This is a genomic window from Pseudomonas sp. GL_135 (assembly GCF_057834665.1).
Window position 1 is genome coordinate 2899809 of the sequence record NZ_CM174408.1, and the last position, 23257, is coordinate 2923065.

The 23257-nt window shown below is 59.9% G+C and carries 22 protein-coding genes and 2 pseudogenes; 18 read left to right on the top strand and 6 right to left on the bottom strand.

The genetic code is table 11. From position 1 onward, the window contains the following. Positions 1-52 precede the first annotated feature (52 nt). Both gcvA and AC3ISG_RS12740 read right to left on the bottom strand, forming a co-directional pair. Positions 53-958 carry a transcriptional regulator GcvA gene (gene gcvA / locus AC3ISG_RS12735; protein WP_489297074.1) on the bottom strand — a complete coding sequence of 302 codons (906 nt, stop codon included), beginning with the start codon at positions 956-958 and terminating at the stop codon, positions 53-55. A gap of 96 nt (positions 959-1054) precedes the next feature. Further along, entirely contained in the window at positions 1055-1795 is a 741-nt protein-coding gene (locus AC3ISG_RS12740) for an SDR family NAD(P)-dependent oxidoreductase (RefSeq protein ID WP_489297075.1), read from the bottom strand. Positions 1796-1871: 76 nt separating this feature from the next. Between AC3ISG_RS12740 and AC3ISG_RS12745 the strand changes: the two genes are divergently transcribed. The 8 genes from AC3ISG_RS12745 to AC3ISG_RS12780 all read left to right on the top strand — a co-directional run bounded on the left by AC3ISG_RS12745 (position 1872) and on the right by AC3ISG_RS12780 (position 11163). Beyond that, complete coding sequence (locus tag AC3ISG_RS12745; RefSeq protein ID WP_489297076.1) at positions 1872-2798, top strand: LysR family transcriptional regulator; 927 nt, start codon at positions 1872-1874, stop codon at positions 2796-2798. 461 nt (positions 2799-3259) lie between these two features. Continuing rightward, positions 3260-4405 carry a transporter substrate-binding protein gene (locus AC3ISG_RS12750; protein WP_489297077.1) on the top strand — a complete coding sequence of 382 codons (1146 nt, stop codon included), beginning with the start codon at positions 3260-3262 and terminating at the stop codon, positions 4403-4405. Further along, on the top strand, positions 4402-4986 hold the full coding sequence (locus AC3ISG_RS12755) for an ANTAR domain-containing response regulator (RefSeq protein ID WP_272631627.1): 585 nt from the start codon (positions 4402-4404) through the stop codon (positions 4984-4986). Before AC3ISG_RS12750 ends, AC3ISG_RS12755 begins: the two co-directional genes overlap by 4 nt. Then, entirely contained in the window at positions 4983-5831 is an 849-nt protein-coding gene (locus tag AC3ISG_RS12760; protein ID WP_237253915.1) for an ABC transporter permease, read from the top strand. The genes AC3ISG_RS12755 and AC3ISG_RS12760 overlap by 4 nt, the downstream gene beginning before the upstream one ends. Then, entirely contained in the window at positions 5831-6757 is a 927-nt protein-coding gene (locus tag AC3ISG_RS12765) for an ABC transporter permease (RefSeq protein ID WP_065988863.1), read from the top strand. The genes AC3ISG_RS12760 and AC3ISG_RS12765 overlap by 1 nt, the downstream gene beginning before the upstream one ends. Before the next feature lie 26 nt (positions 6758-6783). Beyond that, on the top strand, positions 6784-8391 hold the full coding sequence (locus AC3ISG_RS12770) for an ABC transporter substrate-binding protein (RefSeq protein WP_346625767.1): 1608 nt from the start codon (positions 6784-6786) through the stop codon (positions 8389-8391). A gap of 85 nt (positions 8392-8476) precedes the next feature. Beyond that, on the top strand, positions 8477-9424 hold the full coding sequence (locus tag AC3ISG_RS12775; protein ID WP_489297078.1) for an acetamidase/formamidase family protein: 948 nt from the start codon (positions 8477-8479) through the stop codon (positions 9422-9424). Then, on the top strand, positions 9421-11163 hold the full coding sequence (locus AC3ISG_RS12780; protein WP_489297079.1) for an ABC transporter ATP-binding protein: 1743 nt from the start codon (positions 9421-9423) through the stop codon (positions 11161-11163). Before AC3ISG_RS12775 ends, AC3ISG_RS12780 begins: the two co-directional genes overlap by 4 nt. An 86-nt stretch (positions 11164-11249) precedes the next feature. On the opposite strand, the gene AC3ISG_RS12785 is transcribed toward AC3ISG_RS12780, so the two are convergent. Both AC3ISG_RS12785 and AC3ISG_RS12790 read right to left on the bottom strand, forming a co-directional pair. Continuing rightward, positions 11250-12104: a methyl-accepting chemotaxis protein gene (locus tag AC3ISG_RS12785; protein WP_489299521.1), complete on the bottom strand. Its 855-nt coding sequence runs from the start codon at positions 12102-12104 to the stop codon at positions 11250-11252. A gap of 54 nt (positions 12105-12158) precedes the next feature. Further along, positions 12159-13193: pseudogene (locus AC3ISG_RS12790) on the bottom strand (cache domain-containing protein); the annotation flags it as partial. Positions 13194-13437: 244 nt separating this feature from the next. Between AC3ISG_RS12790 and AC3ISG_RS12795 the strand changes: the two are divergent. The 3 genes from AC3ISG_RS12795 to AC3ISG_RS12805 are packed head-to-tail and all read left to right on the top strand — an operon-like array spanning position 13438 to position 14837. Further along, complete coding sequence (locus tag AC3ISG_RS12795) at positions 13438-14199, top strand: YoaK family protein (RefSeq protein WP_489297080.1); 762 nt, start codon at positions 13438-13440, stop codon at positions 14197-14199. A 52-nt stretch (positions 14200-14251) separates the two neighbouring features. Then, positions 14252-14608, top strand: a complete 357-nt coding sequence (locus tag AC3ISG_RS12800) for a hypothetical protein (protein WP_489299522.1) — start codon at positions 14252-14254, stop codon at positions 14606-14608. 1 nt (position 14609) lies between these two features. Then, positions 14610-14837 (top strand): DUF1289 domain-containing protein, encoded by a 228-nt coding sequence (locus tag AC3ISG_RS12805; RefSeq protein WP_489297081.1) that lies wholly within the window; start codon positions 14610-14612, stop codon positions 14835-14837. 117 nt (positions 14838-14954) lie between these two features. On the opposite strand, the gene AC3ISG_RS12810 is transcribed toward AC3ISG_RS12805, so the two are convergent. Both AC3ISG_RS12810 and AC3ISG_RS12815 read right to left on the bottom strand, forming a co-directional pair. Then, the gene (locus AC3ISG_RS12810; protein ID WP_489299523.1) at positions 14955-15599 is read right to left on the bottom strand and encodes a DUF1109 domain-containing protein; all 645 of its coding nucleotides are present in this window, start codon (positions 15597-15599) and stop codon (positions 14955-14957) included. Beyond that, complete coding sequence (locus AC3ISG_RS12815; RefSeq protein WP_122625104.1) at positions 15599-16168, bottom strand: sigma-70 family RNA polymerase sigma factor; 570 nt, start codon at positions 16166-16168, stop codon at positions 15599-15601. The genes AC3ISG_RS12810 and AC3ISG_RS12815 overlap by 1 nt, the downstream gene beginning before the upstream one ends. Positions 16169-16429: 261 nt before the next feature. On the opposite strand from AC3ISG_RS12815, the gene AC3ISG_RS12820 reads away from it, so the two are divergent. From AC3ISG_RS12820 to AC3ISG_RS12850, 7 genes and pseudogenes are all read left to right on the top strand, one after another. Beyond that, on the top strand, positions 16430-16696 hold the full coding sequence (locus AC3ISG_RS12820; RefSeq protein ID WP_073163725.1) for a BufA1 family periplasmic bufferin-type metallophore: 267 nt from the start codon (positions 16430-16432) through the stop codon (positions 16694-16696). Positions 16697-16723: 27 nt separating this feature from the next. Further along, a complete protein-coding gene (gene bufB / locus AC3ISG_RS12825; RefSeq protein ID WP_489297082.1) occupies positions 16724-17575 on the top strand; it encodes an MNIO family bufferin maturase in 852 nt (283 codons plus the stop codon). After that, entirely contained in the window at positions 17575-18321 is a 747-nt protein-coding gene (locus tag AC3ISG_RS12830) for an HvfC/BufC N-terminal domain-containing protein (protein WP_489297083.1), read from the top strand. The genes bufB and AC3ISG_RS12830 overlap by 1 nt, the downstream gene beginning before the upstream one ends. A 63-nt stretch (positions 18322-18384) precedes the next feature. Further along, positions 18385-18783 carry a DoxX family protein gene (locus AC3ISG_RS12835; protein WP_489299524.1) on the top strand — a complete coding sequence of 133 codons (399 nt, stop codon included), beginning with the start codon at positions 18385-18387 and terminating at the stop codon, positions 18781-18783. A gap of 115 nt (positions 18784-18898) precedes the next feature. Then, positions 18899-19246 (top strand): annotated as a pseudogene (locus AC3ISG_RS12840) (LysR substrate-binding domain-containing protein); the annotation flags it as partial. A gap of 205 nt (positions 19247-19451) precedes the next feature. Beyond that, complete coding sequence (locus AC3ISG_RS12845; protein ID WP_489297084.1) at positions 19452-20303, top strand: phosphate/phosphite/phosphonate ABC transporter substrate-binding protein; 852 nt, start codon at positions 19452-19454, stop codon at positions 20301-20303. A gap of 30 nt (positions 20304-20333) precedes the next feature. Beyond that, positions 20334-23249: a putative bifunctional diguanylate cyclase/phosphodiesterase gene (locus AC3ISG_RS12850; RefSeq protein WP_489297085.1), complete on the top strand. Its 2916-nt coding sequence runs from the start codon at positions 20334-20336 to the stop codon at positions 23247-23249. Positions 23250-23257 lie beyond the last annotated feature (8 nt).

A 23257-nucleotide genomic window follows, 5' to 3' on the forward strand; every position in this document is an offset into this window, starting at 1 on the left:
TTCGAAATTAAAGCGAAGGCTTCTCATCCGACCATGAATAAATCCTCATGGGTCATTCGTAGGAAATTCCGGCTGCGGTTGATTCTTCGAGCAACCAGTCGCGGAAACTGGCCACGTGGGGCTGGGTTTCCACCCCCTTCGGGCACACGAAGTAATAGGCAACCGGCGAGGGAAACGGTACCTCGAACAACCTGATCAAACTGCCGTCGCGCCGTTCTTTTTCCACATGCCCGCTGCGAACGAGGGCAATGCCCTGCCCCAGCAAAGCCGCTTCGACGGTCATGTTGGTGTCGGGAAAACGCACGCTTTCCTTCAGCGAGGTCACGCCAAGGCCTATGTTCTGAAACCACACTTCCCAATTCGGCACCAGGTCGGAGCCGTCCCGCGCCAGCAGCGGATAGCGCAACAGCTCCGCCGGTTCCCGTGGTACGCCGAAGCGCTTGAGCAGGTCAGGGCTCGCCACCGGAAAAATGTGCTCTCTGAACATGAATTCCGAATGCAGCGCGGGGTAATTGCCGCCGCCCAGACGGATCGCAATGTCCGCCTCGCCGCTGGCGAAGTTGATGGTGGTGTCCGTACCGTCCAGTGAGACGAGGATTTCCGGGTGCCGTTCGGCCAGAGTGGGCAAGCGCGGCAACAGCCATTTCAGCGCAAAGGAATAGGTGGTGCTGACCTTGAGCCTGACGCGGCCTTTCTCTTCGCGAAGGTCTGCAAGCGTCGCCTCCAGGTTCATGAAAAACGTCCGGACAATCGGCGCCAGCGCCGCTCCGGCGGGCGTCAGTCTCAGCGTCTTGCCGCGCTGAAACAGCTGCACGCCCCAGATGTCTTCGAGATTTTTCAACTGGTGACTCACCGCACTTTGGGTCACGTGCAGCTCCTCCGATGCGGAGGTAAATGTCCCGTGACGGGTGGCGACTTCGAAGGCGCGCAAGGTGGCGGTGGGTGGCAGGTCTCTCATTTCAATGCGCCTCTGCAAGCAGAGCGCGAGCCGCCCCGATTATGAGTGAGTGCTCATGGTAGAGCATTCACCCGAATCGGGAACAGTCGGGACGCCTCAGAAAACCATACCGCCTGCGACATCCAGCGTGGTGCCCGTCACCCAGGCGGCGTCCTCGGACACGGCAAACGCTACCGCCGCCGCGATATCCCGCGGCTTGCCGATGCGTCCCAACGGGGTCTTGGCGATGAAGAACTCATCCATGCCCTGCGCGGATTCCGCGTTGCCTTCGGTGTGGACAAACCCCGGCGCGATGCCCACCACGCGGATGCCCCGCGGCCCCAACACCATGCCCAAAGAGCGGGTCAGCGTGTTGACCGCGCCTTTGGTGGCGCAATAAACATGCACTTGGGGAAAAGGGCTGTGGGCCAGACCCGAGCTGATATTGATAATGACCGAGCCCGCCTGCATGACCCGAGCGGCGGCCTGTGTGGTGAGCAACAGGCCGCGCACGTTGAGGTTGAAATGCTCATCGAAACTTTCAGCGGTCAACTCCTCCAGGGAATCGGGTTTATAGATGCCGGCGTTATTGACCAGAATATCCAGCTGGCCAAACGCATGAACCGCTGCGTCTATCAAGGGACCGATCTCGGAAGGCCCTGAAAGGTCCGCCTTGTGCGCCATCGCTTCGCCACCGGCTGCCACAATACGGGCAACGACACGCTCTGCGTCTTCGACGCTTCGTGAATAGTTGACGATGACCTTTGCGCCCTCTGCCGCCAATCGCTCGGCGATGCCTGCGCCGATACCTTTTGAAGACCCTGTGACGATCGCCACCTTGCCTGCTAACTGACCCATGTTTGCTGCCCCTGTGAATGAATGTGAGGGCGCATGGTAGGCTCGGCGATCCCGTTTATTCAGAGGTGCAATCGGCATGCAGTATGAAGCACTGCTTCAAAACGGCGTCATCCGGCCGGACCTGCTGCCCGGCATCGCGGCTTTCGTGCAGATCGCCCAGCACGGCAGCTTCACCAAAGCGGCGGCGGTCATGGGTACGTCGCCCTCTGCCCTGTCGCAAACCCTGCGGACGCTGGAAGGCAGGCTCGGCGTGCGGCTGCTCGACCGCTCCACCCGAAAGGTGGGCCTGACTGAACTGGGGCAACGTTTTCTGGGATACGCGCAGCCGGGTCTGGCCGCCCTGGCCTCCGCCGTCGAGGACGTCAATGAATTGCGGGACAAGCCCACCGGCGTGTTACGCCTCAACCTATCTCGTACCACTGCAGACATCGTCCTGATGCCGCACCTGGCGGCGTTCATGGACGCCTATCCGGACATCACCCTGGAGGTCCACTGCGACAACGCATTGCTGGATCTGGTGGCCGGCGGCTTTGATGCCGGTATCCGGGTTGGCGACTACCTGGCCCAGGATGTCGTGGCAATTCCCATGGGCGGCGCTCACCGCATCGCCACCGTTGCAACGCCCGGCTACTTGCGGGGCCGCGAACACCCGAGCACCCCGCAAGACCTGCATCTGCATCGCTGCCTCAACATTCGCCTGGCCAGCGGTGTGTACCGATGGGAGTACATCCACGAAGGCGTTGCCATGGAGATTCTTCCGCCCAGCGTGCTGATCACCAATGATGGCGACACCTTGATGCAGGCCATTCGCGCGGGCGCGGGCATTGGTGGCGCATTCGAAGCCCAGGTGAAAGACGAGATCGACAGCGGACAGCTGATAGCGCTGCTCAAGCCTTTTTGGCCCGACGTCTCGCCGTTCTATCTGTATTACCCGAGCCGTACCCACGTTCCACGGAAACTGCGCGCGTTCATTGATTTCATGAAAGCGCGGTTGAACGCCTGAGCACCGCCGCCCATACGGATGTAGGACCGGCTTCAGCCGGGAAAGCATCAGGTGCCATACCGCAAGGCTAATGGCGTTCAAACTGGCCTCTTCCCGACCGAAGCCGGTCCCACGAAAGCATCGCGTGCGGTCAGTGACATCGAGTGTGTACTCGGATGTAGGACCAGCTTTAGCCGGGAAAGCGTCAGGTGTCCCACTGCACAACCCACTTGTCCTGCTCCGCTTTGAGGCCTGATCACACACAAATGCTCCACCCCGGAGCAACCGCAGGAGGCCAATGCCGGTAAAAGCCATCACAGCGCGGCGGCTTTCACTTGGCACGCTTATTTCATGGTTAAAACAAACGGCAAGCCGGACCCAGGTCCTTAAGTCTCGCCCACATACGCGCCTCGAATGCGCCAGGTATCGAAGCCTGATCGACCCCCACCGGGTTGATCGGGCTTTTTTTATGGATGCTGTTCATGCACGACTCTCGTCCCATTGTTCACGTTGGCTTCCTGCTCTCAACCGAAGGCACCTATCGGCGCATGGGCCGCAGTGCCTTGCTCGGGTTGCAGGATGCGCTGGCCGAGATCAACGCCGACGGCCGCCGCCACCTGAAACTGGAAGCCATTTGCGTCGACCCCCAAGGCGATCCGGCACGCTACAGCAGTGGCATTGCGCAGCTGCTGGGTGCGGGCGTCCGGCACATCTTCGGCACCACGCTGTCGGCGAGCCGCAAGGAAATCATCCCGGACCTGGACCAGCACGGCGCGCTGCTCTGGTATTCGAGCCCGTACGAAGGTTACGAAAGCAGCGAGAACGTCTTGTACCTCGGCGGATGCCCGAACCAGACGCTGTTGCCGCTGTTGCGCTACGCGCTGCGCGAGTTCGGTAATCGGGCCTTTCTGCTCGGTTCCAACTATGTGTGGGGCTGGGAGAGCAACCGCATCGCCCGGGAGGTGCTGGAAGCCAACGGCGCTGAAGTGACTGGGGAAAAGTACTGGCACCTGGGCGCGACCGGCTTCGACCCGTTGATCGAAGGGCTGATTCAGGACCCGCCCGCGTTCGTGCTGAACAACCTGGTGGGCGAGTCGTCCTACGCTTTCTTGCAGCAACTGGACCGTGCGTGCCAGCGCGAAGGCCTGCGCCTGCCGGTGCTCAGTTGCAACCTGACCGAAGCGGAGCTTGATGGCGTAGGCCCGATGCAGGCATTGCGCCTGCTGTCCTGCGGGCCGTTTTTTGAGACCCTCAACCCGGCGTTTTGCGAGGGCCAGCAGCGCCATGGCCCGCGCACCTGTTCGCATTACTACACCAGCGCTTACACGGCGTTGAGGGTGTTCGCCGATGCTTTGCACGCCAGCGACGATGCGTCGCCCAAGGCGATTTGCGAGCACCTTTACCGACATCCTGTCGCCAGCGTCCTCGGCACTGTCAGCCTGTCGGCGCGCAATCATCACAGCGCGCTGGCCAGTCATATTGCCGAACTGCGCGGGGGACGCTTCGAAGTCGTGCACTCGGCGCCCCACCCGATCGCCGCCGACCCCTATCTCACTGTTACGGATGTACACGCCGACGTGGTGGACCGACACGCCACCCCGGCGCCGCGCTTGAGGATCGTCAAATGAACACACGCGCCTTTCCAGCTTTCGACCAGGGTCACTTGCTGCTGATCGACTGCGATGAACGCAGTCAGGCCAACCTGGGCAAGAGCCTGCACCGCCTGGGGATTCACTCGCAGGTGCTCGATCACGACGGACCGTGCGACACCCAAGGCTGTTTCGCCGCCATTCTCGAAATCGAGCATTTCGCCAGTCCGCTGGCCGTTGAGGCGCTGAATGCGGCCAGCATTCCCATCGTCGCACTCACCGCCCACGAAACCCTGTCGCAAATCCAGCGCGCACTGCAGCTCGGCGCCACGGCCTTGCTCAACAAACCCATCAGCCAGGGCTCGGTCTACACCACGCTGATGATGGCGGTGGGACTGCGTGACCGTCAGCGCGCCGATGCCGAACAACTCAACGAGCTGCAACAGCGGCTTGCGCTGCGTCCGCTCATGGCCCAGGCCCTGGCGCGCTTGATGGTGACCCAGCGCATCAACGAGGCGACGGCATACGAGCGCTTGCGCAGTCTGTCGATGCAGCTCAACCGGCCAATCGAAGCGCTGTGTGTTGACTTGCTTGCAGCGCGGGACGAGGACCGTGCATGAACACCCTTAAAGCCCTGCTGCGTCGGCCCGCGGTGGCCGTTTCACTGCTGTTTATTGTCACTGTGGTGTTGCTCGCGGCGCTGGCCCCGTGGATAAGCCCCTTCGATCCCGATGAGCAATTCGTCGAAGGCCTGACCCTGGAAGGCGCGCCCATGGCCCCGGCGACGCCGTACTGGATGGGCACCGACCTGCTCGGCCGTGACCTGCTGTCGCGGTTGATCTTCGGCGCGCGCACCTCGCTGTTCATCGGTGTGCTCGCCAACGGGCTGGCGGTGCTGATCGGTACGCTGGTGGGCCTGACCGCAGGCTTTGTGCGCGGCTGGCTGGGCAGCGTGTTGATGCGCCTGACCGATCTGATGATGGCCTTCCCCGCGCTGCTGCTGGCGATTGCCCTGTCGGCGATTTTCCAGCCCAGCGTGTGGATCGTTGCCATGGTCATCGCGATGGTCAACTGGGTGCAGATCGCCCGGGTGATCTATGCCGAAACCGTGGCGCTCAGTGCGCGTGATTTCGTTGCCGTGGAGCGCACCCTGGGCGCCAGCTCCCTGCGCATTCTGTTCTCGCACCTGTTGCCCCATCTGCTGCCGACCATTCTGGTGTGGGCGACGCTGGGGATTTCCACCACCGTTTTGCTGGAAGCCACCTTGTCGTACCTGGGCGTGGGCGTACAACCGCCGACGCCAAGCTGGGGCAACATCATTTTCGAGAGCCAGACGTACTTCACCTCGGCGCCCTGGCTGGTGTTCATTCCGGGCGCGGCGATCATCCTCCTGTCCCTGGCGTTCAACCTGGTCGGCGACGCCCTGCGCGACGAACTCGACCCCACACTCAAGGGGCGTCGCTGATGCTGCCGTTCATTTGCCGACGGGTCGGTTACGCGCTGCTGATTCTGCTGGGCGTGACCTTCATTACCTACCTGTTGCTGTTCCTGCTGCCCGCCGATCCGGCGCGGCAAATCGCCGGGCGCAGCGCGACCCCTGAAGTGGTCGCGGCGATTCGTGCGCAGCTGGGGCTGGACCTGCCCTTCTATCAGCAATACCTGAGTTACCTGGGCAACCTGCTCCACGGCGACCTTGGCCGCTCGTACATCCAGCGCACCGCGGTAAGTGAGCTGATCGGCGCGCGATTGCGGCCTTCGCTGGAACTCATGGCGGCGGGGATCGGCTTCGAGCTGTTGATCGGCATCAGCCTGGGCATGCTCGCGGCGCTCAAGCGCGACAGCTTCGCCGACAAGCTGCTGATGGCGTTTTCCTTTGTCGGCGTGTCGGCGCCTCAGTTCATCGCCGCCATGCTGTTTCTGTACTTCTTCGCCGTGCAACTGGGCTGGTTCCCGCTGGGGGGCTATGGAGGTGCCAGCCACCTGATGCTGCCGGCGCTGACCCTCGGCCTGCTCGGCAGTGGCTGGTACTCGCGCATGGTCCGCTCGTCGATGATCGAAGTGCTGCACCAGGATTTCATCCGCACGGCGCGGGCCAAGGGCCTGAGCCGCGCACGGATCGTGTTCGTGCACGTGCTGCCCAACGCGATCGTCCCGGTGATCCCGATGATCGGCATCGACATCGGCGTGTTTATGGGCGGGCTGGTGGTGGTCGAGTCGGTGTTCGGCTGGCCAGGCATCGGTCAGCTCGCCTGGCAATCCATTCAGCAAGTCGACATTCCGGTCATCGTCGGCGTCACCACGCTGTCGGCGGTGGCCATCGTGCTGGGCAACCTGCTGGCGGATCTGGTGATCCCGCTGGTGGACCCGCGCATCGACATCAAGCAGCACTGAATTCCATCAACACACGGGGCACAACAATGAAGATCAACGCGCTGACCCTGGCCGTGGCGGCCACGCTGTTTACCACGCCACTGTGGGCCGACACGCCGAAAAGCGGCGGCGATGTGGTGGTGACCTACCAGAACGATGTCGCGACGCTGGACCCGGCGATTGGCTACGACTGGCAGAACTGGTCAATGATCAAAAGCCTGTTCGGCCGCCTCATGGACTACAAGCCCGGCACCACTGAACTGGTGAAAAGCCTAGCCGAGGACTACAGCATTTCCCCCGACGGTCTGGTCTACAGCTTCACCCTGGTCAAGGGCGTGAAATTCCAGAACGGCCGTGAACTGGTCGCCAATGACGTCAAGTACTCCCTGGAGCGCACCGTCAACCCGAAAACCCAGAGCCCGGGCGCCGGTTTCTTCAGCTCCATCGTCGGTTATGAAGACGTAACCGGCGGCAAGACCACCACCCTCAGCGGCATCAAGGTGGTCGACGACCAACACCTGACCATCACGCTGAGCGCGCCGAACGCGACCTTCCTGCACATCATGGCGATCAACTTTGCCTCGGTGGTGCCCAAGGAAGCGGTGGAGCAATGGGGCGCCGACTTTGGCAAACACCCGGTCGGCAGCGGCGCGTTCAGCCTGGCCGAGTGGAAACTGGGGCAGAAGCTCGAGCTGGTGAAGAACCCGAATTACTTCCAGAAGGGCCTGCCCTACGTCGACAAGATCACCTTCGAAATCGGCCAGGACCCCACCGTTGCGTTGCTGCGCCTGAACAAGGGTGAAGTGGACATTGCCGGCGACGGCGTGCCCCCCGCGCAATTCCTGCAGTTCAAGAACGACCCGGCGTCCAAGCAGTTGCTGGTCACCGGCAACCAGTTGCAGACCGGCTACGTGACGCTGAAAACCACCCTGCCGCCGTTCGACAACCTCAAGGTGCGCCAGGCCATCAACATGGCCATCAGCAAGGAACGCATCGTGCGCATCATCAATGGTCGCGCGGTCCCGGCGAACCAGCCGCTACCGCCGGCGATGCCCGGTTATGACACGCAGTACAAGGGCTTGCCCTACGACGTCGAAGGCGCGAAAAAGCTGCTGGCCGATGCCGGTCTCGCCAAGGGTTTCGACACCGAGCTGTACGTGATGAACACCGACCCGCAGCCGCGCATTGCCCAGTCGATCCAGCAAGACCTGGCCAAGGTCGGCATCCGCGTGCAGATCAAATCCCTGGCCCAGGCCAACGTGATTGCCGCCGGCAGCTCCAAGGATCAGGCGCCGATGGTGTGGTCCGGCGGCATGGCCTGGATCGCCGATTTCCCGGATCCGTCAAACTTCTACGGCCCGATTCTCGGTTGCACCGGCGCGGTTGAAGGCGGCTGGAACTGGTCGTTGTACTGCAACAAGGCGCTGGACGAACGCGCCGCCAAAGCCGACGCCATGGCCCGCCCGGAACAACAGGCCGAGCGCACCGAAGCGTGGAAGAAGATCTTCACCGACGCTATGGCCGACGCGCCGTGGGTGCCGATCTTCAACGAGCAACGCTTCACCGTGCGCTCCAAGCGCATGGGCGGCGACGACGCGCTGTACGTCGATCCGGTCCACGTGCCGGTCAACTATGACTACATCTGGGTGAAGTGATTTGCGCTGGCCTGTGCCGGCAAGCGCCGGGTCACAGGTCACCTTTCCCTTGCCCCATTGCCTGTTTGCAACGAGGACCGCACCCATGTGCCAGAACTGCCTGGTCAAGACCATTCACAGCGTCAACAGCCATTTCGGCTGGGACCACAGCTTCACCCCGGTCGAGCGCGTGGCGCCCGGCACCACCCTGCAGATGAACTGCCGGGATTCGTCCAACGGCTATTTCACTGCGCAATCGCAAGTGGCCGACGTCAGCGTCATGCCCTTCGACCAGATCAATCCGGTCACCGGGCCGATCTACGTCGAAGGTGCCGAACCCGGCGACATCCTGAAAATCACTCTGGACAGCTTCAAGCCCGGGGGCTTCGGCTGGACCGCCAACATCCCCGGCTTCGGCCTGCTCGCCGACCAGTTTCAGGCGCCCGCCCTGGCCCTGTGGCATTACGACACGCAAACCCTCGCCCCCGCCGCCTTCGGTGACTTCGCCAAGGTGCCGCTCAAGCCGTTCGCCGGTACGGTCGGCGTGGCGCCGGCCGAAACAGGCTTGCATTCCATCGTGCCGCCGCGTCGGGTCGGCGGCAATCTGGACATCCGCGACCTGGCGGCCGGCAGCATTTTGTACCTGCCGGTGGAAGTCGCTGGCGCGCTGTTTTCCATCGGCGACACCCACGCGGCCCAGGGCGATGGCGAGGTCTGCGGCACCGCCATCGAGAGCGCCATGGACGTGGTAGTCAAGCTCGACCTGATCAAGCAAACGCCCTTGGCCACGCCGCGTTTCAGCACCCCCGGCCCGGTGACGGGGCACCTGGACAGCGCCGGCTACGAAGCCTTCACCGGCATCGGCCCGGACCTGATGCAAGCCGCCCGCCAGGCCGTCGCCAACACCATCGACTGGCTGTGCCGCGAGCACCGCATGCCGGCGGAACAGGCTTACATGCTGTGCTCGGTGTGCGGCGATCTGCGCATCAGCGAAATCGTCGACCTGCCCAACTGGGTGGTGTCGTTCTACTTCCCGAAAGTGGTGTTCCAGTGAAGCCAGCCGAGCAGCCGAGTCTGTCGGTGGAGCGGCTGAGCATCGACGTCGGTGGCGGCGCGTCACGGCGTCGGGTGGTCGATGAGTTGAGTTTCGCCCTGTATCCGCGCCGTACCCTGTGCATCGCCGGCGAATCCGGCAGCGGCAAATCGCTGTCGTCCCTGGCGATCATGGGCCTGCTGCCCAAGGCGGCCAGCGTCCCCGGTGGCGCGATCCTGTTCGACAACCGCGACCTGCTGAGCCTGCCGGAGCGAGAGCTGCAACGCCTGCGCGGCAAGCGCATCGGCATGATCTTTCAGGAGCCGATGACATCGCTGAACCCGCTGCTGACCGTGGGCCAACAACTGGCGGAAACCCTGCGCCGGCATGAAGCACTGAATCGCAGCGAGATTCGGCAGCGCTGCCGGGCCATGCTCGACGCCGTGCGCATGCCCCAGGTCGACAAGCGCCTGACCCAGTACCCCCATGAGCTGTCCGGCGGCATGCGCCAGCGGGTGATGATCGCCATGGCGATGCTCTGCCAGCCGGAAATCCTCATCGCCGACGAGCCCACCACCGCGCTGGACGTGACCATTCAGGCGCAGATCCTCGAGCTGATGCGCGAGTTGCAGCAGCAGTTCGCGACCAGCCTTTTACTCATTACTCACGACATGGGCGTGGTCGCCGAAATGGCCGATGAAGTGGTGGTGATGAATCAGGGCCGCATGGAAGAGCGCGGCTCTCTGCATCAGGTCTTCACCGAAGCGCAAGCGCCCTACACGCGCAAATTGCTGGCCGCGGTGCCGGTACTGGGCAGCGCGCCGCCGCCTGATGTAATGACCGAGCAGCCCGTGATGCTCGCGGTCAAGGACCTGAGCGTGCGCTTCCCTCTGCGCCACGGCTGGTTCGAAGCGCCGCGCACGGTGCATGCCGTCGAGGGCGTGAGTTTCGAGCTGCGTCAGGGCGAAACCCTGGGGCTGGTGGGCGAAAGCGGCTGCGGCAAATCCACCACCGGCAAAGCCTTGATGAACATGCTCGGCTATCAGGGCAGCGTCAAATTGCTGGGGCAGGAACTCAATGGTTTGCAGGGCGACGCGCTGCAGCGGGTGCGCCGTGACGTGCAGATGGTCTTCCAGGACCCGTATGCGGCGCTCAATCCGCGCAAGACCGTGTTCGATCTGGTGGGCGAGCCGCTGCTGATTCACGACAAGATGCCCGAGCCCCAGCGGCGCGAGCGTGTGGCGCAATTGCTGCAACAGGTCGACCTCCCCCGGGACACCCTGGAACGCTATCCCCACCAGTTTTCCGGCGGGCAACGCCAACGCATCTGCATTGCCCGGGCGCTGGCGCTGAACCCCAAAGTCATCATCGCGGACGAATCGGTCTCGGCGCTGGACGTCTCGGTTCAGGCGCAAGTGCTGGAGTTGCTGGAACGGCTGCGCGCCGAGCATGGATTGAGCTACCTCTTCATCTCCCACGACATGGCCGTGGTCGAACGCATCTGCCACCGCGTGGCGGTGATGTATGGCGGGCGCATCGTCGAAATCGGCGCCCGTGATCAGGTCCTGCACAACCCGCAACACCCCTACACCCGACGTTTGCTGGCGGCAGTGCCGGTGCCCGAAGTGGGCCGGCGAAGGGATTTCAAGAGCCTGCTGAAAGAGCTGGAACGGCCTGACCCGATCAAGGCAGCGGATTTTGTTGCGCCCGCGCAGCGGTTTTCGGCGGTGGCGGCGGATCATTGGGTGGCGGTGGAGTGAGCGCCGGGCAGCACGCGCCAGCAGGAGTCGGCTTGCTGCCAATCCGGATGTTTGTGTGGCCATCCCTGGCCATGCCTTGATCGGCGTCAGAACTTGAAGCGTCCCACCAATCCATTGAGCTGACCGGAAATGTCGGTCAAACGACCCGAGCCCGCCTGCGCCGTGTGGGCGAATTCTTCGACCAGTTGCGCGTCAGTGTGGATCTGGGCGATGTGGCGGTTGATCTCTTCGGCCACCTGATGCTGCTCCTCGGCAGCGGTGGCGATCTGGGTGTTTTGATCACGGATGGAATCCACGGACGTGCGGATCTTGTCGAAGCTGTCCCGGGCCTGCTGGATGCACTCGACGCTGCTGTTGGAGACCTCCAGACTGCCGCGCATCTGCACCGTCACCTCCTGGGTACGCCTGGCCAGGTTGCCGAGCAGGCTGTCGATCTCGCCGGTGGAATCGGCGGTGCGTCTTGCGAGGGCGCGAACTTCGTCGGCGACCACCGCGAAACCCCGACCCTGATCCCCGGCACGCGCTGCTTCGATCGCCGCGTTAAGTGCCAACAGGTTGGTCTGCTCGGCGATCGAGCGGATGGTGTCGAGAATGCCGTTGATGTTCTTGCTGTCCTGCTCAAGCAGCTGCATGGTCTCGGTGGACTGTTGCAGCTCCTTGCTCAGTTTCAAGACGCTGCCGTTGGCTTCGCTGATGTGTTGCTGCCCGGCGTGTACGTCGCGATAACCGGCGTCAGCGCTGGACGCTGCCTGGCTGCAGGAACGCGCCACTTCGTTGGCCGTGGCGACCATTTCGTTGAACGCGGTGCTCACCAGTTCAACCGCCTCGCGTTGACGCCCGGCCGCTTCGTCCATGTTGCGCGCGACTTCGCGGGTGTCCGCCGCTGCGCTCTGCAGGTCAGAGGAGGCGCCGCCAATGCGTTGCATCAGTTGCGCGATCATGCCGAGAAACTGGTTGAACCATCCCGCCAATGTGGCCGTTTCATCCCTGCCGTGGACCTTGAGCTGGCGCGTCAGATCGCCCTCGCCTTCGGCGATTTCCTGCAAGCCATCGGCCACACCCCGGATCGGGCGCACGATTACCCCGGCGAAGGTGGCACCGACGATGGCGAAAATGATTGCCAGCGCGGCGGCGATCCCGGCGATCAACCAGGTCAGGCTGGAGGCCTTCGCCATCACTTCGTCGCGCTCGATCAGACCGATAAAGCGCCAGCCAAGCCCTTTGGAGCTGATCACGTTGCCCATATAGACCTTGCCGTCTATTTCAATCTGCGTCGCGCCATCGTCGGCCTTGGCAAGCTCGGCATAGTTGGCGCCCAGACCGGTCAGCGGCTTGAAGTTATGCCCGGCGTTGCTCGGGTCGACCAGCACGTTGCCGTTGGCCTCCACCAGCATCAGGTAGCCGCTGTCGCCCAGTTTGATGTTCTTGACCAGCTCGGTGAGCTGCTTGAGGGACACGTCCAGCCCCACTACCCCAACGACGGCGCCGCTGGTATCGGAAACCGTGTGAACGGTGCCGATCAGCGACACGTCGTCCGGCGCCCAGTAATAGGCGCCGGTGCGTACGGTGGTGCCCGGTGCGGCGATGGCGGCCTTGTACCACGGGCGCTCGCGGGGATCGTACTTGCTGATCTTGGGATCATCCGGCCAGCTGGCGTAGCCGCCGTCACTCAAGCCCAACGACAGATACGCCGTGGTCGGATGGGTTTTGGCGAAGCCGTCGAAAATCTCCAGTAGGCGGCGGTTGTTGTCGGTGAGTGGAAGCTGCGCAGCGTCGGCGCCCGAGTAGTTTTTGAGGTCCTTGGCCGACACGATCCGCGGATCTTTCGCCAGGTAATCGACGTTCTGGCTGATGGCGTCGAAGAACTGCGTCATGCCGTTATCGATCTGCCGGATCTCGCGGCCACTGCTGTCCACGAAATTCGCTTCGGCGGCTTCGCGCGCGTTAAACACCACCAACCCCGCCACCACCAGCACCGGAACACAGGCGATGGCTGCGAAGCCCCACGTCAGCTTCTGTTTGATGTTCATGAGACCTTCCGCATCGGTTTTAAGCGTTATTGGGCAGAATTGAAGGCGAGCGTGGTGTTTTAGTTATGCAAGTGTTCCAAGGTTACTTGAGTGCTATCGGCTGTTCGCCGGTGAACCTGAGGCGCGAACACGAAGAAGCGCTGTACGACCGCTATGCGTGTGTTGCTTACTGGCGAATCCGGGCGGTCATTGCCTCCGGCGGGTCAGCACCCGCCCAACACGTCGGCAACCACGGGACTCTCACATGGCGATCAGATACATCCGCAGCCTGACCGGCCGAAGACGCACCGTCGTCGCCAACCGGCACCTTGGTTTCGTCTTGGCCTTTGTGGCCGGGGCCATCAACGCCGGGGGGTTTCTGGCCGTGCAGCAGTACACGTCGCACATGACCGGCATCGTCTCGGCAATGGCTGACAATACGGTTCTGGGTGCGTATGACCTGTTGCTACGTGGCGCCAGCGCCCTGCTCTCTTTCATCGCCGGCGCGGCCTGTTCGGCCGTCATGGTCAACTACTCCCGTCGTAGACGTCTGCACAGCGCCTTCGCGCTGCCCCTGTTGTTCGAGGCGTCTTTACTGCTCTGCTTCGGCTTTCTGGGCGCCAGGCTGGCGGCAGTGGACGGATTGATCGTGTCGCTGACGGTCATGCTGCTGTGTTTCATCATGGGCCTGCAAAACGCTTTGATCACAAAGGTCTCCAAGGCTGAAATCAGAACCACGCACATTACCGGTATCGTCACCGACATCGGTATTGAGCTCGGCAAGCTCTTCTACTGGAATGGCGCCACACCGTCGAAGCAGCCGCGAGTGCTTGCCAATCGGCCGCGCCTCACGTTATTGACCGTATTGGCACTGAGCTTTTTCGTCGGCGGTGTGGCTGGTGCGTACGGGTTCAAGCTCGTCGGGTACATCGCCACTGTGCCGCTGTCGCTGGTGCTTGGCGTGTTGGCCGTTGTACCCGCGCTGGACGATGTGCGCCGCTATGTCCGCCGTGCGTTGCGCGGGTGATCCGTTGTTGATCCTGATTGAGCACCTCCGCCCTACTCCAAAGGAAATTGCGATGCCACCCGGCAAACGTGAACTGGCGCGAATTGAACGCCGGTTAATCGCCACGCTGACCGAAGCGTGCGAAGCAGCAAAAGGTGAAATCAAAGGCTTCACCTGGCTAACCCATATGGCTGACCTGGACGCACTGGCTAAGACCCTGAAGGTGATCTGGGTGTTCGACACGCTGGCGGACAGACAGCTTGCCGAGGTTGAAGCGAAGGTCCGCATTTTTGAGCTGACGGCCACCGCGTTGAAAGAGGCCTGTATTGATCTGAAGCTCTCGAATCGCAATGTCCGCTTTGACTCCGAGGAAGAATGCCAGCGCGCTCAGGATGGCAATTGGCAGAAGCGACTGGGTAAGGATCACTGACGTGGCGAAGGAAATCGAAAATCCGTGCATCGCTGTGTGCCAGCTCAGGGGCGATCTGTGTGTGAGTTGTGGGCGGACCAAGGACGACATCAGAAAGTGGAAGCGCATGAAGCGCCCTGAAAAAATGGCGGCGGTACAAAGGGCAAGCGTGCGTTTGAAGGCGTTGAAGTTAGCGATGGATTCAGGGTTCGGTGCGGCAGCGGTTAGAGCGCTCGAAAACCGCTATTGATGACCGGTGGCTATTGGCCGACTTCCAACAGTGCCGAGCGGCCGCAATTGTTCCAAACATGCACGCTCGTTATCTTGCTCAAACTCAGGCCCAGCTCGATCCTAGCGCTCTGATCAATCACGACCAACGCAACCACCGCGGCCCCATGGCAGCCCCCATCAAGGTCGGCACCAGCATCCCCAGAAAGTACCAGATACCCCAGAACGGTACGGCCATTTCAGGGCAATGCAGGCAGTAGGCAAGCGTCGCCAGGGAGCTGGCGAGCAGGCCGCCGCAGGCGCCCGCAAGCTTCGGCCGGGTTGGCGCCAGGCCGCGCAAGGCCCAGAACACCGCAACAACGCCTGGCACCGAGAGCACGGTGATGTTGAAGGCGCACACTTTCCAGGTTGTGCCCAAGACCATAGCGATTCGATCATCTGCAGGTGCGACAGCCAGTCCGTACAACGTGCCGCCCCAGATCGCCGCCACCCCCAGGGTCACCCACAGCTTGCCGCCTCCCGCACTCATGCCGGGACGAGCCAGACGCGTCACCATCAGCAAAGCGCCCACCATCAGGCTCAGGGGAAAGGCGATCTTGGCCCAGAAAATCGGGGTCGTCGCGACTTCGGCCAGATCAGGCCGTACGCCGAAGCGAAGCAGGATCACCAACAGCGCCCCCACTCCGCCAATCAGCATCGCCAGGCTGAAACGCTTGGCGATCGCCTTGGGATCGACGGGTTCGACCCCGGTGGAGAGCATGGAAACAAGATCGTCTGTGTTCATCATTTACCTCTGATCATGGCCGCCAGGGCCTTGAGCCCGCGATGCACGCCAATCTTTACCGCAGACTCGGAAAGCCCGGTCAACTGCGCCGTCTGCGCCACGGAAAGCCCTTCAAGCTTGACGTGCATGATGGGCAGCCGCTGCTTGTCCGGCAGCTCTTCGAGCAACTTGTCCAGATCGCGACTCGCCTGAGCGGGTTCCAGACAGGGCTCGGCAAACAGCTCCTCGGCGTCATCAATGGAATCGTTGAGCCCATCGTGCCGCGATCGGGAACGATAGAAATCAGCCAGCTTGTAGCGGGCAATGGCAAAGACCCAGGCCGTCAAAGGCTGATCGGATTGATAGGTCTGACGGCCGTTATGCACCGCCAGCAGAATCTCTTGCAGCAGATCCTCTATTTCATCTGGCTGACGCAGCAGCCGTGCCCTGAGAAAACCACGCAGGTGCGTGCTCAACTCCCGCAGAAAACGCGCGTAATCAGCCTGATGGCCCTTGAGCCCTGACAGAAAGAGCGTCTGAAGATCGATCTCTCGCCTGCGCAACGAATCGTTATGTGTAGTTCGGTCCATCGATCGCCCTGGTTACACAACAGTTAGAGATTTTTTAATTGTTCTTCTCATCAGGCGCGTTAAGAGCGCGCACCGACTGAACGCACGGTGGGCAGTGAACTGAGAAACCCCCGGCGGCGCAAATTCTTTCACGATATTTCAAATATTTTTTCGATCGCTGTAACCGGTTGGCATTTGGCGACGAATTACTTCCCGGATCGCAAGCAAAGCGAAAAATCGCTGAACTGTCGACCAACCTACCCAGATCCTCGGAGAAATACCATGAAAACCATGAACATTGCCGCTATCGCAATTGCCCTGTCTTCCGTTGCTGCCGGCTCAGTGATGGCGGCCGAAAAACCAGCGGCCATGGAGAAGTGCTACGGCGTTTCCATGGCGGGCAAGAACGATTGCAAAGCAGGCGCAGGCACCACGTGTGCTGGCACTTCGAAGACTGACTACCAGGCCAACTCGTGGAAAAACGTTCCGGCCGGCACGTGCACCTCGATCAAGACGCCAAACGGCCACGGTACTCTCGAAGCCATGTAACCCGCCACATCACGGGACACGTCAATCATGAAAACTTCCCCAAAGATGGGCGCTGGACTTGGCCTCAAGGCAGAGCATTACGAGGATGCACTCGATTGCACCGCCAGCGGCCTGTGGTTTGAAGTCCATCCGGAAAATTACATGGTTGACGGCGGCCCCCGACTGGCCTGGCTTGAAGCCATCGGCAGTCGTCACCCGCTGTCACTGCACGGTGTATCTCTGTCACTGGCGGCCGATTGCCCGCCGGACAAGGCCCACTTGCAACGGCTGAAAGTGCTCGCCGATCGCGTTCAACCGGCCCTGATGTCGGAACACCTGGCCTGGTCAACCTGGCGAGGCCAGTACCACCCCGACCTGCTGCCGTTTCCCCGTTCCCATGAAGCGCTGCAACGGATCGTCGACAACATTGATTGCACCCAGAACACCCTCGGGCGCCGGATTGCGATTGAAAATCCGACCCACTATTTAAAGCTCGACGGCCATGACTGGAGCGAGCTCGACTTTCTCACCGAGCTAAGCGACAGAACCGGTTGCGGGCTGCTGCTGGACGTGAACAACGTGTTTATCAGCGCCCATAACCAGGACTTCAACGCTGCCGGTTATCTGGACGCCTTCCCCGCCAAAGCGGTCATGGAAATCCATCTGGCCGGTCATACCCCTGACCCTGGCGACTCAAACCTGCTGATCGACTCCCACGACAGTGCCATCAGCGAATCGGTTTGGTCCCTCTATGAACGCTTGATCACGCGCATTGGCCCACGCCCGACGCTGATCGAACGCGATGACCAGATTCCCGCCTTTGATCAATTGATGATCGAGCGCAGCCGCGCTCAGGGCGTCCTGGACACCCATCGTCACCTGCAAATGGAGACTGCGTAATGAATCTGTCACTGGCCGGCTTTCAGGACGCCTTTATCAGCGCCTTGTATGGCAATGACCCCGAGAGCTTGCCGGTGTTGACCGAGCAGTCGGGATTTCTGGTGTATCGCAACACCGTCATGAAAGGCGCCAGTGATGCCCTGTTGGCGAACTTTCCCACCGTGGAGCGTCTGGTAGGCAGCGAATGGTTGCAGGCCGTCGCCGCGCGCTATGTCCGCCAATTCCCGCCTGCCGATGCGCGGTTGCTTCATTACGGCCAAGGCTTTCCGGACTTCCTTGACGCTTTCGAGCACGCCCGGGATCTGCCTTATCTGGGCAATGTGGCGCGCATCAATCTGCTATGGAGTGAAGCCCATGGCGCCGAAGACGACCTTGCCCTCGATGTCACCGCCTTTGCCGCCATCAAGCCGGCGCTGTTGGCCGGCGTAAGGCTCAAAGTGCGCGCCACGGCACGCTGGAAATGGTTCCCGGACCAACCGGCCTACACGCTCTGGCGGTGCAATCGCGAACTGATCGACGTACCGGCCGAGCTGGATTGGATCGGCGAAGGCGTTTTGATCAGCCGCAGCGCCGCCGTCGTTGCCTGGTATCCGTTGAGCATGGGCGAGTGCGCTTTTCTGGACGCTTGCGCAGCCCATCTCCCCCTGGACGAGGCCGCCGAATGCGCAACACAGGCCGAACCCGAGTTGGACCTGATGAACATGCTCAGCCGTCTGATCGCTGCCGACGTATTTGCCGCTCATTGAGCATTGGAGAACACCGTGAATGCACCTCGCCTGCTCACACTGTGGAACAGCCTCGCCGACCGTATGCATCACCTGATCAATGATTCGGTGTTGGCAATGGTGGCGCGGATCTCGATTGCCGCGATTTTCATCATGTCCGGCCGGACCAAGGTGGAGGGCTTTTTAACCATCACCGACAGCACTTACGAGTTGTTTCGCACTGAATACAACTTGCCGTTGATTGCTCCGGAACTGGCTGCCCATCTTTCTGCCTATGCCGAGCATCTGTTCCCTGCCCTGCTGATTCTTGGTCTGTTCAGTCGTCTTTCGGCCCTGGCCCTGCTGGGCATGACGTTGGTGATCGAGATATTTGTCTACCCCGACGCCTGGCCGACTCATTTGTCATGGATCGGATTACTGCTGGTTATCATCGCCAAGGGTGCCGGTACATTTTCTCTCGATAGACGATTGGGCATTCGATGACTTCAAACAAGCGCCTCTTGCGCGGCCGGGTGCCGGCACTGCGCGGCAGCGCTGACTAGTCGTGTGTGCAACTCGCGATCACATGTGATCCAGAAGTAGCGTCAGCGCGGCGTCTACCCACCTTGAAGACCTTAAGCGTCATCAATGCATCGGCCTGCATGGCATGCCTTATTGGCCATTTATCCATCAGGGAGAAGAGGTGTCCATCCGTGCCGAAGCATCTTTCTCGGCCAATAGTGTCGAGTCCGTCAGAGCGGCCAGCAAATTGGGACTCGGTCTGGCCATGCTGACGTACTGGGACGTACGCACCGCCCTCGCGGAGGCCAGTCTGGTTCTCGTCGAGCTGGAAGATGGGGTGCCTGAGCAACTGTCCATAGCAGCAGTACTTCCTACTCGTCACTACGTACCCAACCGGGTGCGCGTGCTGCTTGAACATCTTGAACAGGCGCTGAAGTCTGGATGACTCAAGACGATCTGCACCGAATGCAATCATGGCGCTCGGTATCCATGGGACCTATGCGGCTTAGTGGATCCAAGGGAGTTAACTATTTATTTATGCAACAGGTGCTTCAGATCCTCGCTCTTCAGCCGATTGATTTAGATTGCCGAGCTAAATCTGGCTTTAAAGGCCTTTGAGTGATAAGTCAGCCACCATCTGGAGTGAACACGTGACGTTACGCGTAACCTGCAAAGCTATTATTATTGCGCTGTCTTTAGGGCTGTCAAATATGGCTGTCTCTGAAGATCTCAAAGTCTACAACTTTTCGCCCGTCAATCAATACAACCTTAATCTTTCTGCCAGTTTCTGGAACCCGATCATACGGTATGTGTCCGAAAAAAGTGGCGTGAATCTCACGCTGAAATTAGGGCGCACATCCTCTGACACAACCAGTTATGTGCTCGCACAAGAAGTTGATTTCGCTTTCACCAATCATCTCTTTAGCCCTGAGCGCGACAAAATGGGCTGGAAGGTATTTGGTCGCCGTGACGCGCCTCCCCTTGAAGGACAAATCGTGGTCCCTGCCGATTCGCCCATCCATAGCCTTTCTGAACTGGAAGGCAAAGAGGTCGTGTACCCCGGGCCCGAAGCGTTCATTGCTTATAAAGTCACCAGCTCGGAATTGGTAAAGAAAGGGATACACACGTCTACGGTATTTGCAGGAAACATGGACGGCGCCTTCAGCCAGCTGCTCAGCGGCAAGGCTCAGGCGATGGGGGTCAACTCACAGCTTGTCAGCGGCTACACGGAGAGAGAAGGTAAGTCGTTCCGCGTATTGTGGAATTCGTCCTCGTTCAATGATTTAGCCCTCATGGTCTCCCCTCGTATTTCACAAAAAGAACTTGATGCGGTAGCCAACGCATTTTTCAACATGCAGTACGACAAAGACGGCAGCAAGATTCTTCATGAGGCGGCCGAGTTGGTCCATGCACCCGCACCGATTACCTTTATTCCTGCGACGGCAGCGGATTACGCTTCCTATCGTGATTTTTACAGCGGCTTGCCGGCAAACCTCAAGTAAATAATCTGACATTAGCTGAAGAGGCTATTAATGACTTTCTTTAAAAGCCTGCTGCCCAAATCACTGACGTCGCAAATATTGGGGATGCTGTCTATTCTGATAGTGGTGTTCCTTACGGCCGGGCTGGGTCTGTTTTATAAAAATCAGCTTCTTCAGCATATCGAGGAAATCCAAGACACCGCCAACATGCTGATAGAGGTTGCCGCACAGGCCGTGGAGGAAAGTGTCGTCATCGGCGATTACGACACCATCAAAAGAACCCTCGAAAAGACCCTGGCTCGCTCGCCGTTCCAATCCGCCATGTTTATTGACCTGTCGGGTGGCGTCATTCGCCTGCAGGCGCCCAGTGCGCCGGCTGGCAGAGCCCCCGCGTGGATAGAGGCCGAGGTCGCTGCACGATTATTCGATGTCAACCGACCGATTACGATCGGTGGAAAAGATTATGGGGTGATGCGCCTGTCATTCAACGCCGAGAAAATAGCGACCGAACTGTGTAATTTGGTGGTGCAAGCGACGGTACTGGCGGTGCTTTTTTTGCTCACAAGTTTGTTGTTGATGGGATGGGTGATCAAGCGTTCGCTCGCCCACCTGGACAAGCTTCACTCCTATGAAGCGGAAATCGCGTCCGGCGCAGTGGCAGCAGAAGCCATGCTGGTCGCGGATGCGCCCGTCGAAATACAGGAGGCAATCAAAGCGGTAAACCGTACTGCGGCGAATATGCGTAATCACTTTGGTCAGCGCATCGAATCGTTGATGAACACCCTGGTGCAGCATAAAAACGCCCTGGACGAGGTTTCAATCGTCTGCGAATGTTCGCCCTCCGGTCGCATCACCTATGTCAACGAACGATTCGTAACCAGCTCACAGCGTTCCCGCGCCGAGCTTTTAGAGCTGACGATTGATCAAGTCTGGAACGGCATGTCTTCAGCCACTCAGCCGTGGCAGTGGGCACCTGAACGTGAAGTGCGGAACGGTGAGGTCAGGCTTACAGGTCAGGCCGGTGCGGAGAAATGGCATCAACGCACCATCATCCCTATTCTCGATGACAGGGGCGGCGTTGAAAAATATATCTGCATCGACATCGATATCACCGATCGAAAAGAGTTTGAGCTGGCGATTCTGGATAACGCCAGAAGGCAACACCTGATCGCCTTGTTTGGCCAGCAGGCATTGACAGAGGAAAACGTCAGCGCCCTGGGTGAACTGGCCGCACTGACAGCGGCGCAAGGGTTGAGCATGAGTAAGGCCGCTTTATTAGTCGTTGATCGCGTGAGTCACGGAGTCATCCTCAACGCTGAAACTGGCTTGACCAACATTGATATCCGAAATGGCGACACAAATGCATTCTTGAGCAGTACGGGTTCTCCTGCCGGGCTCGATATTTCCGATACGCCGGATGCGAAATACAAATTGCTGTCGGTTGACACAGTGGGAGCTGAGCGCATCAGAAGCCGTGTTGAGGTCGATATACCTTGCGGGGATGCCTTTAAAGGTGTGCTCGGGGTTTATGCCACCACAGGGCACGCCTTTACACCTGAAGACGTTAGCTACCTCCAAACGTTGGCAAACCTGCTGGCAGCTGCGCTTGAACGGGATGACGCAAAGAAAAGGCTTACCTCTCTGGCCGAAAATGATTCGCTTACACATCTGCCCAATCGCTGGTTCCTGAATAATTACCTGCACGCTGCAATCAGCCGCTCTGCATCCGCGCCATGTGCCATAAGCGTCATGTTCATCGATTTGGACAGATTCAAAACCGTGAACGACACCATGGGGCATTCCGTAGGGGATGAGTTGCTCATCCAGGCGAGCCGGCGCCTGGAAAAATACGTTGACGACGACACCCTGGTTGCGCGGCTGGGGGGCGATGAATTTTCGGTTGTGGTGACACAGCCTGTTTATTCGGCGAGCTCCATAAAATCGCTTGCGACCCATGTTGTCGACGCGTTGGCAAAACCCTTTAATCTTCGTGGTCAGGATATATTCGTTTCAGCGAGCGTAGGCATCGCCAATTACCCTTTTGACGGGAATGACGCTGGCGTCATCCTCAAGCACGCTGATACCGCCATGTACCATGCAAAAAAGAGCGGTCGTAATAATTTCAAGTTTTACACTGCCGAGATGAATCAAAGTGCCGTCAAGCGTTTGCAAACTGAAACGCTATTGCGGGGCGCGCTTGATCGCGACGAGTTCATTCTGCATTTTCAGCCCAAGGTCAGCCTCACCGATGGCAGTATCAGTGGTCTGGAAGCTTTACTGAGGTGGAATCATCCAGAGCTCGGCCTGGTTTCTCCCGCCGATTTTATCCCGATGCTTGAAGACACCGGCCTGATCATTCCCGTGGGCGAATGGGTCATCCGGAAAGTCTGTGAAACCCTGAAAGGGTGGGAAGATAACAATCTCGGGGTGGTGCCGATCGCCATCAACCTTTCAGCCAGGCAGCTTCAGGTAAAAGGGCTGGCTAAAATCGTCAGGCATATCCTGGAAGAATACGGTATCAACCCCGCTCTTTTAGAGTTCGAGCTCACTGAATCCGTGTTGATGATTGAACCCGAGTCGGCGGTTGAAATACTTCGAGAGATAAAGTCATATGGCATAGGGCTTTCGGTGGATGATTTCGGAACGGGTTATTCCAGTTTGGCCTACTTGAAGCGATTCCCTATCGACACGCTTAAAATCGATAGAATGTTCATAAAAGATATAACAAGCAATCATGAAGACGCGGCGATCACCCGAGCGGTCATCGTGTTGGCACACGAACTCGATTTGAACGTCATTGCCGAAGGTGTCGAAACATTCGACCAGCTAGAGCTGCTTGTCAAACATGGTTGCGATCAAATTCAGGGTTACCTTTTCAGTAAGCCCGTCACGAGTGATGAGTGTGCCGCCATGATTAAATCTTCACGCACGTTGGCTATAAAATTTTCGGAACCTGATTTTGCCTGAGTCAGTCT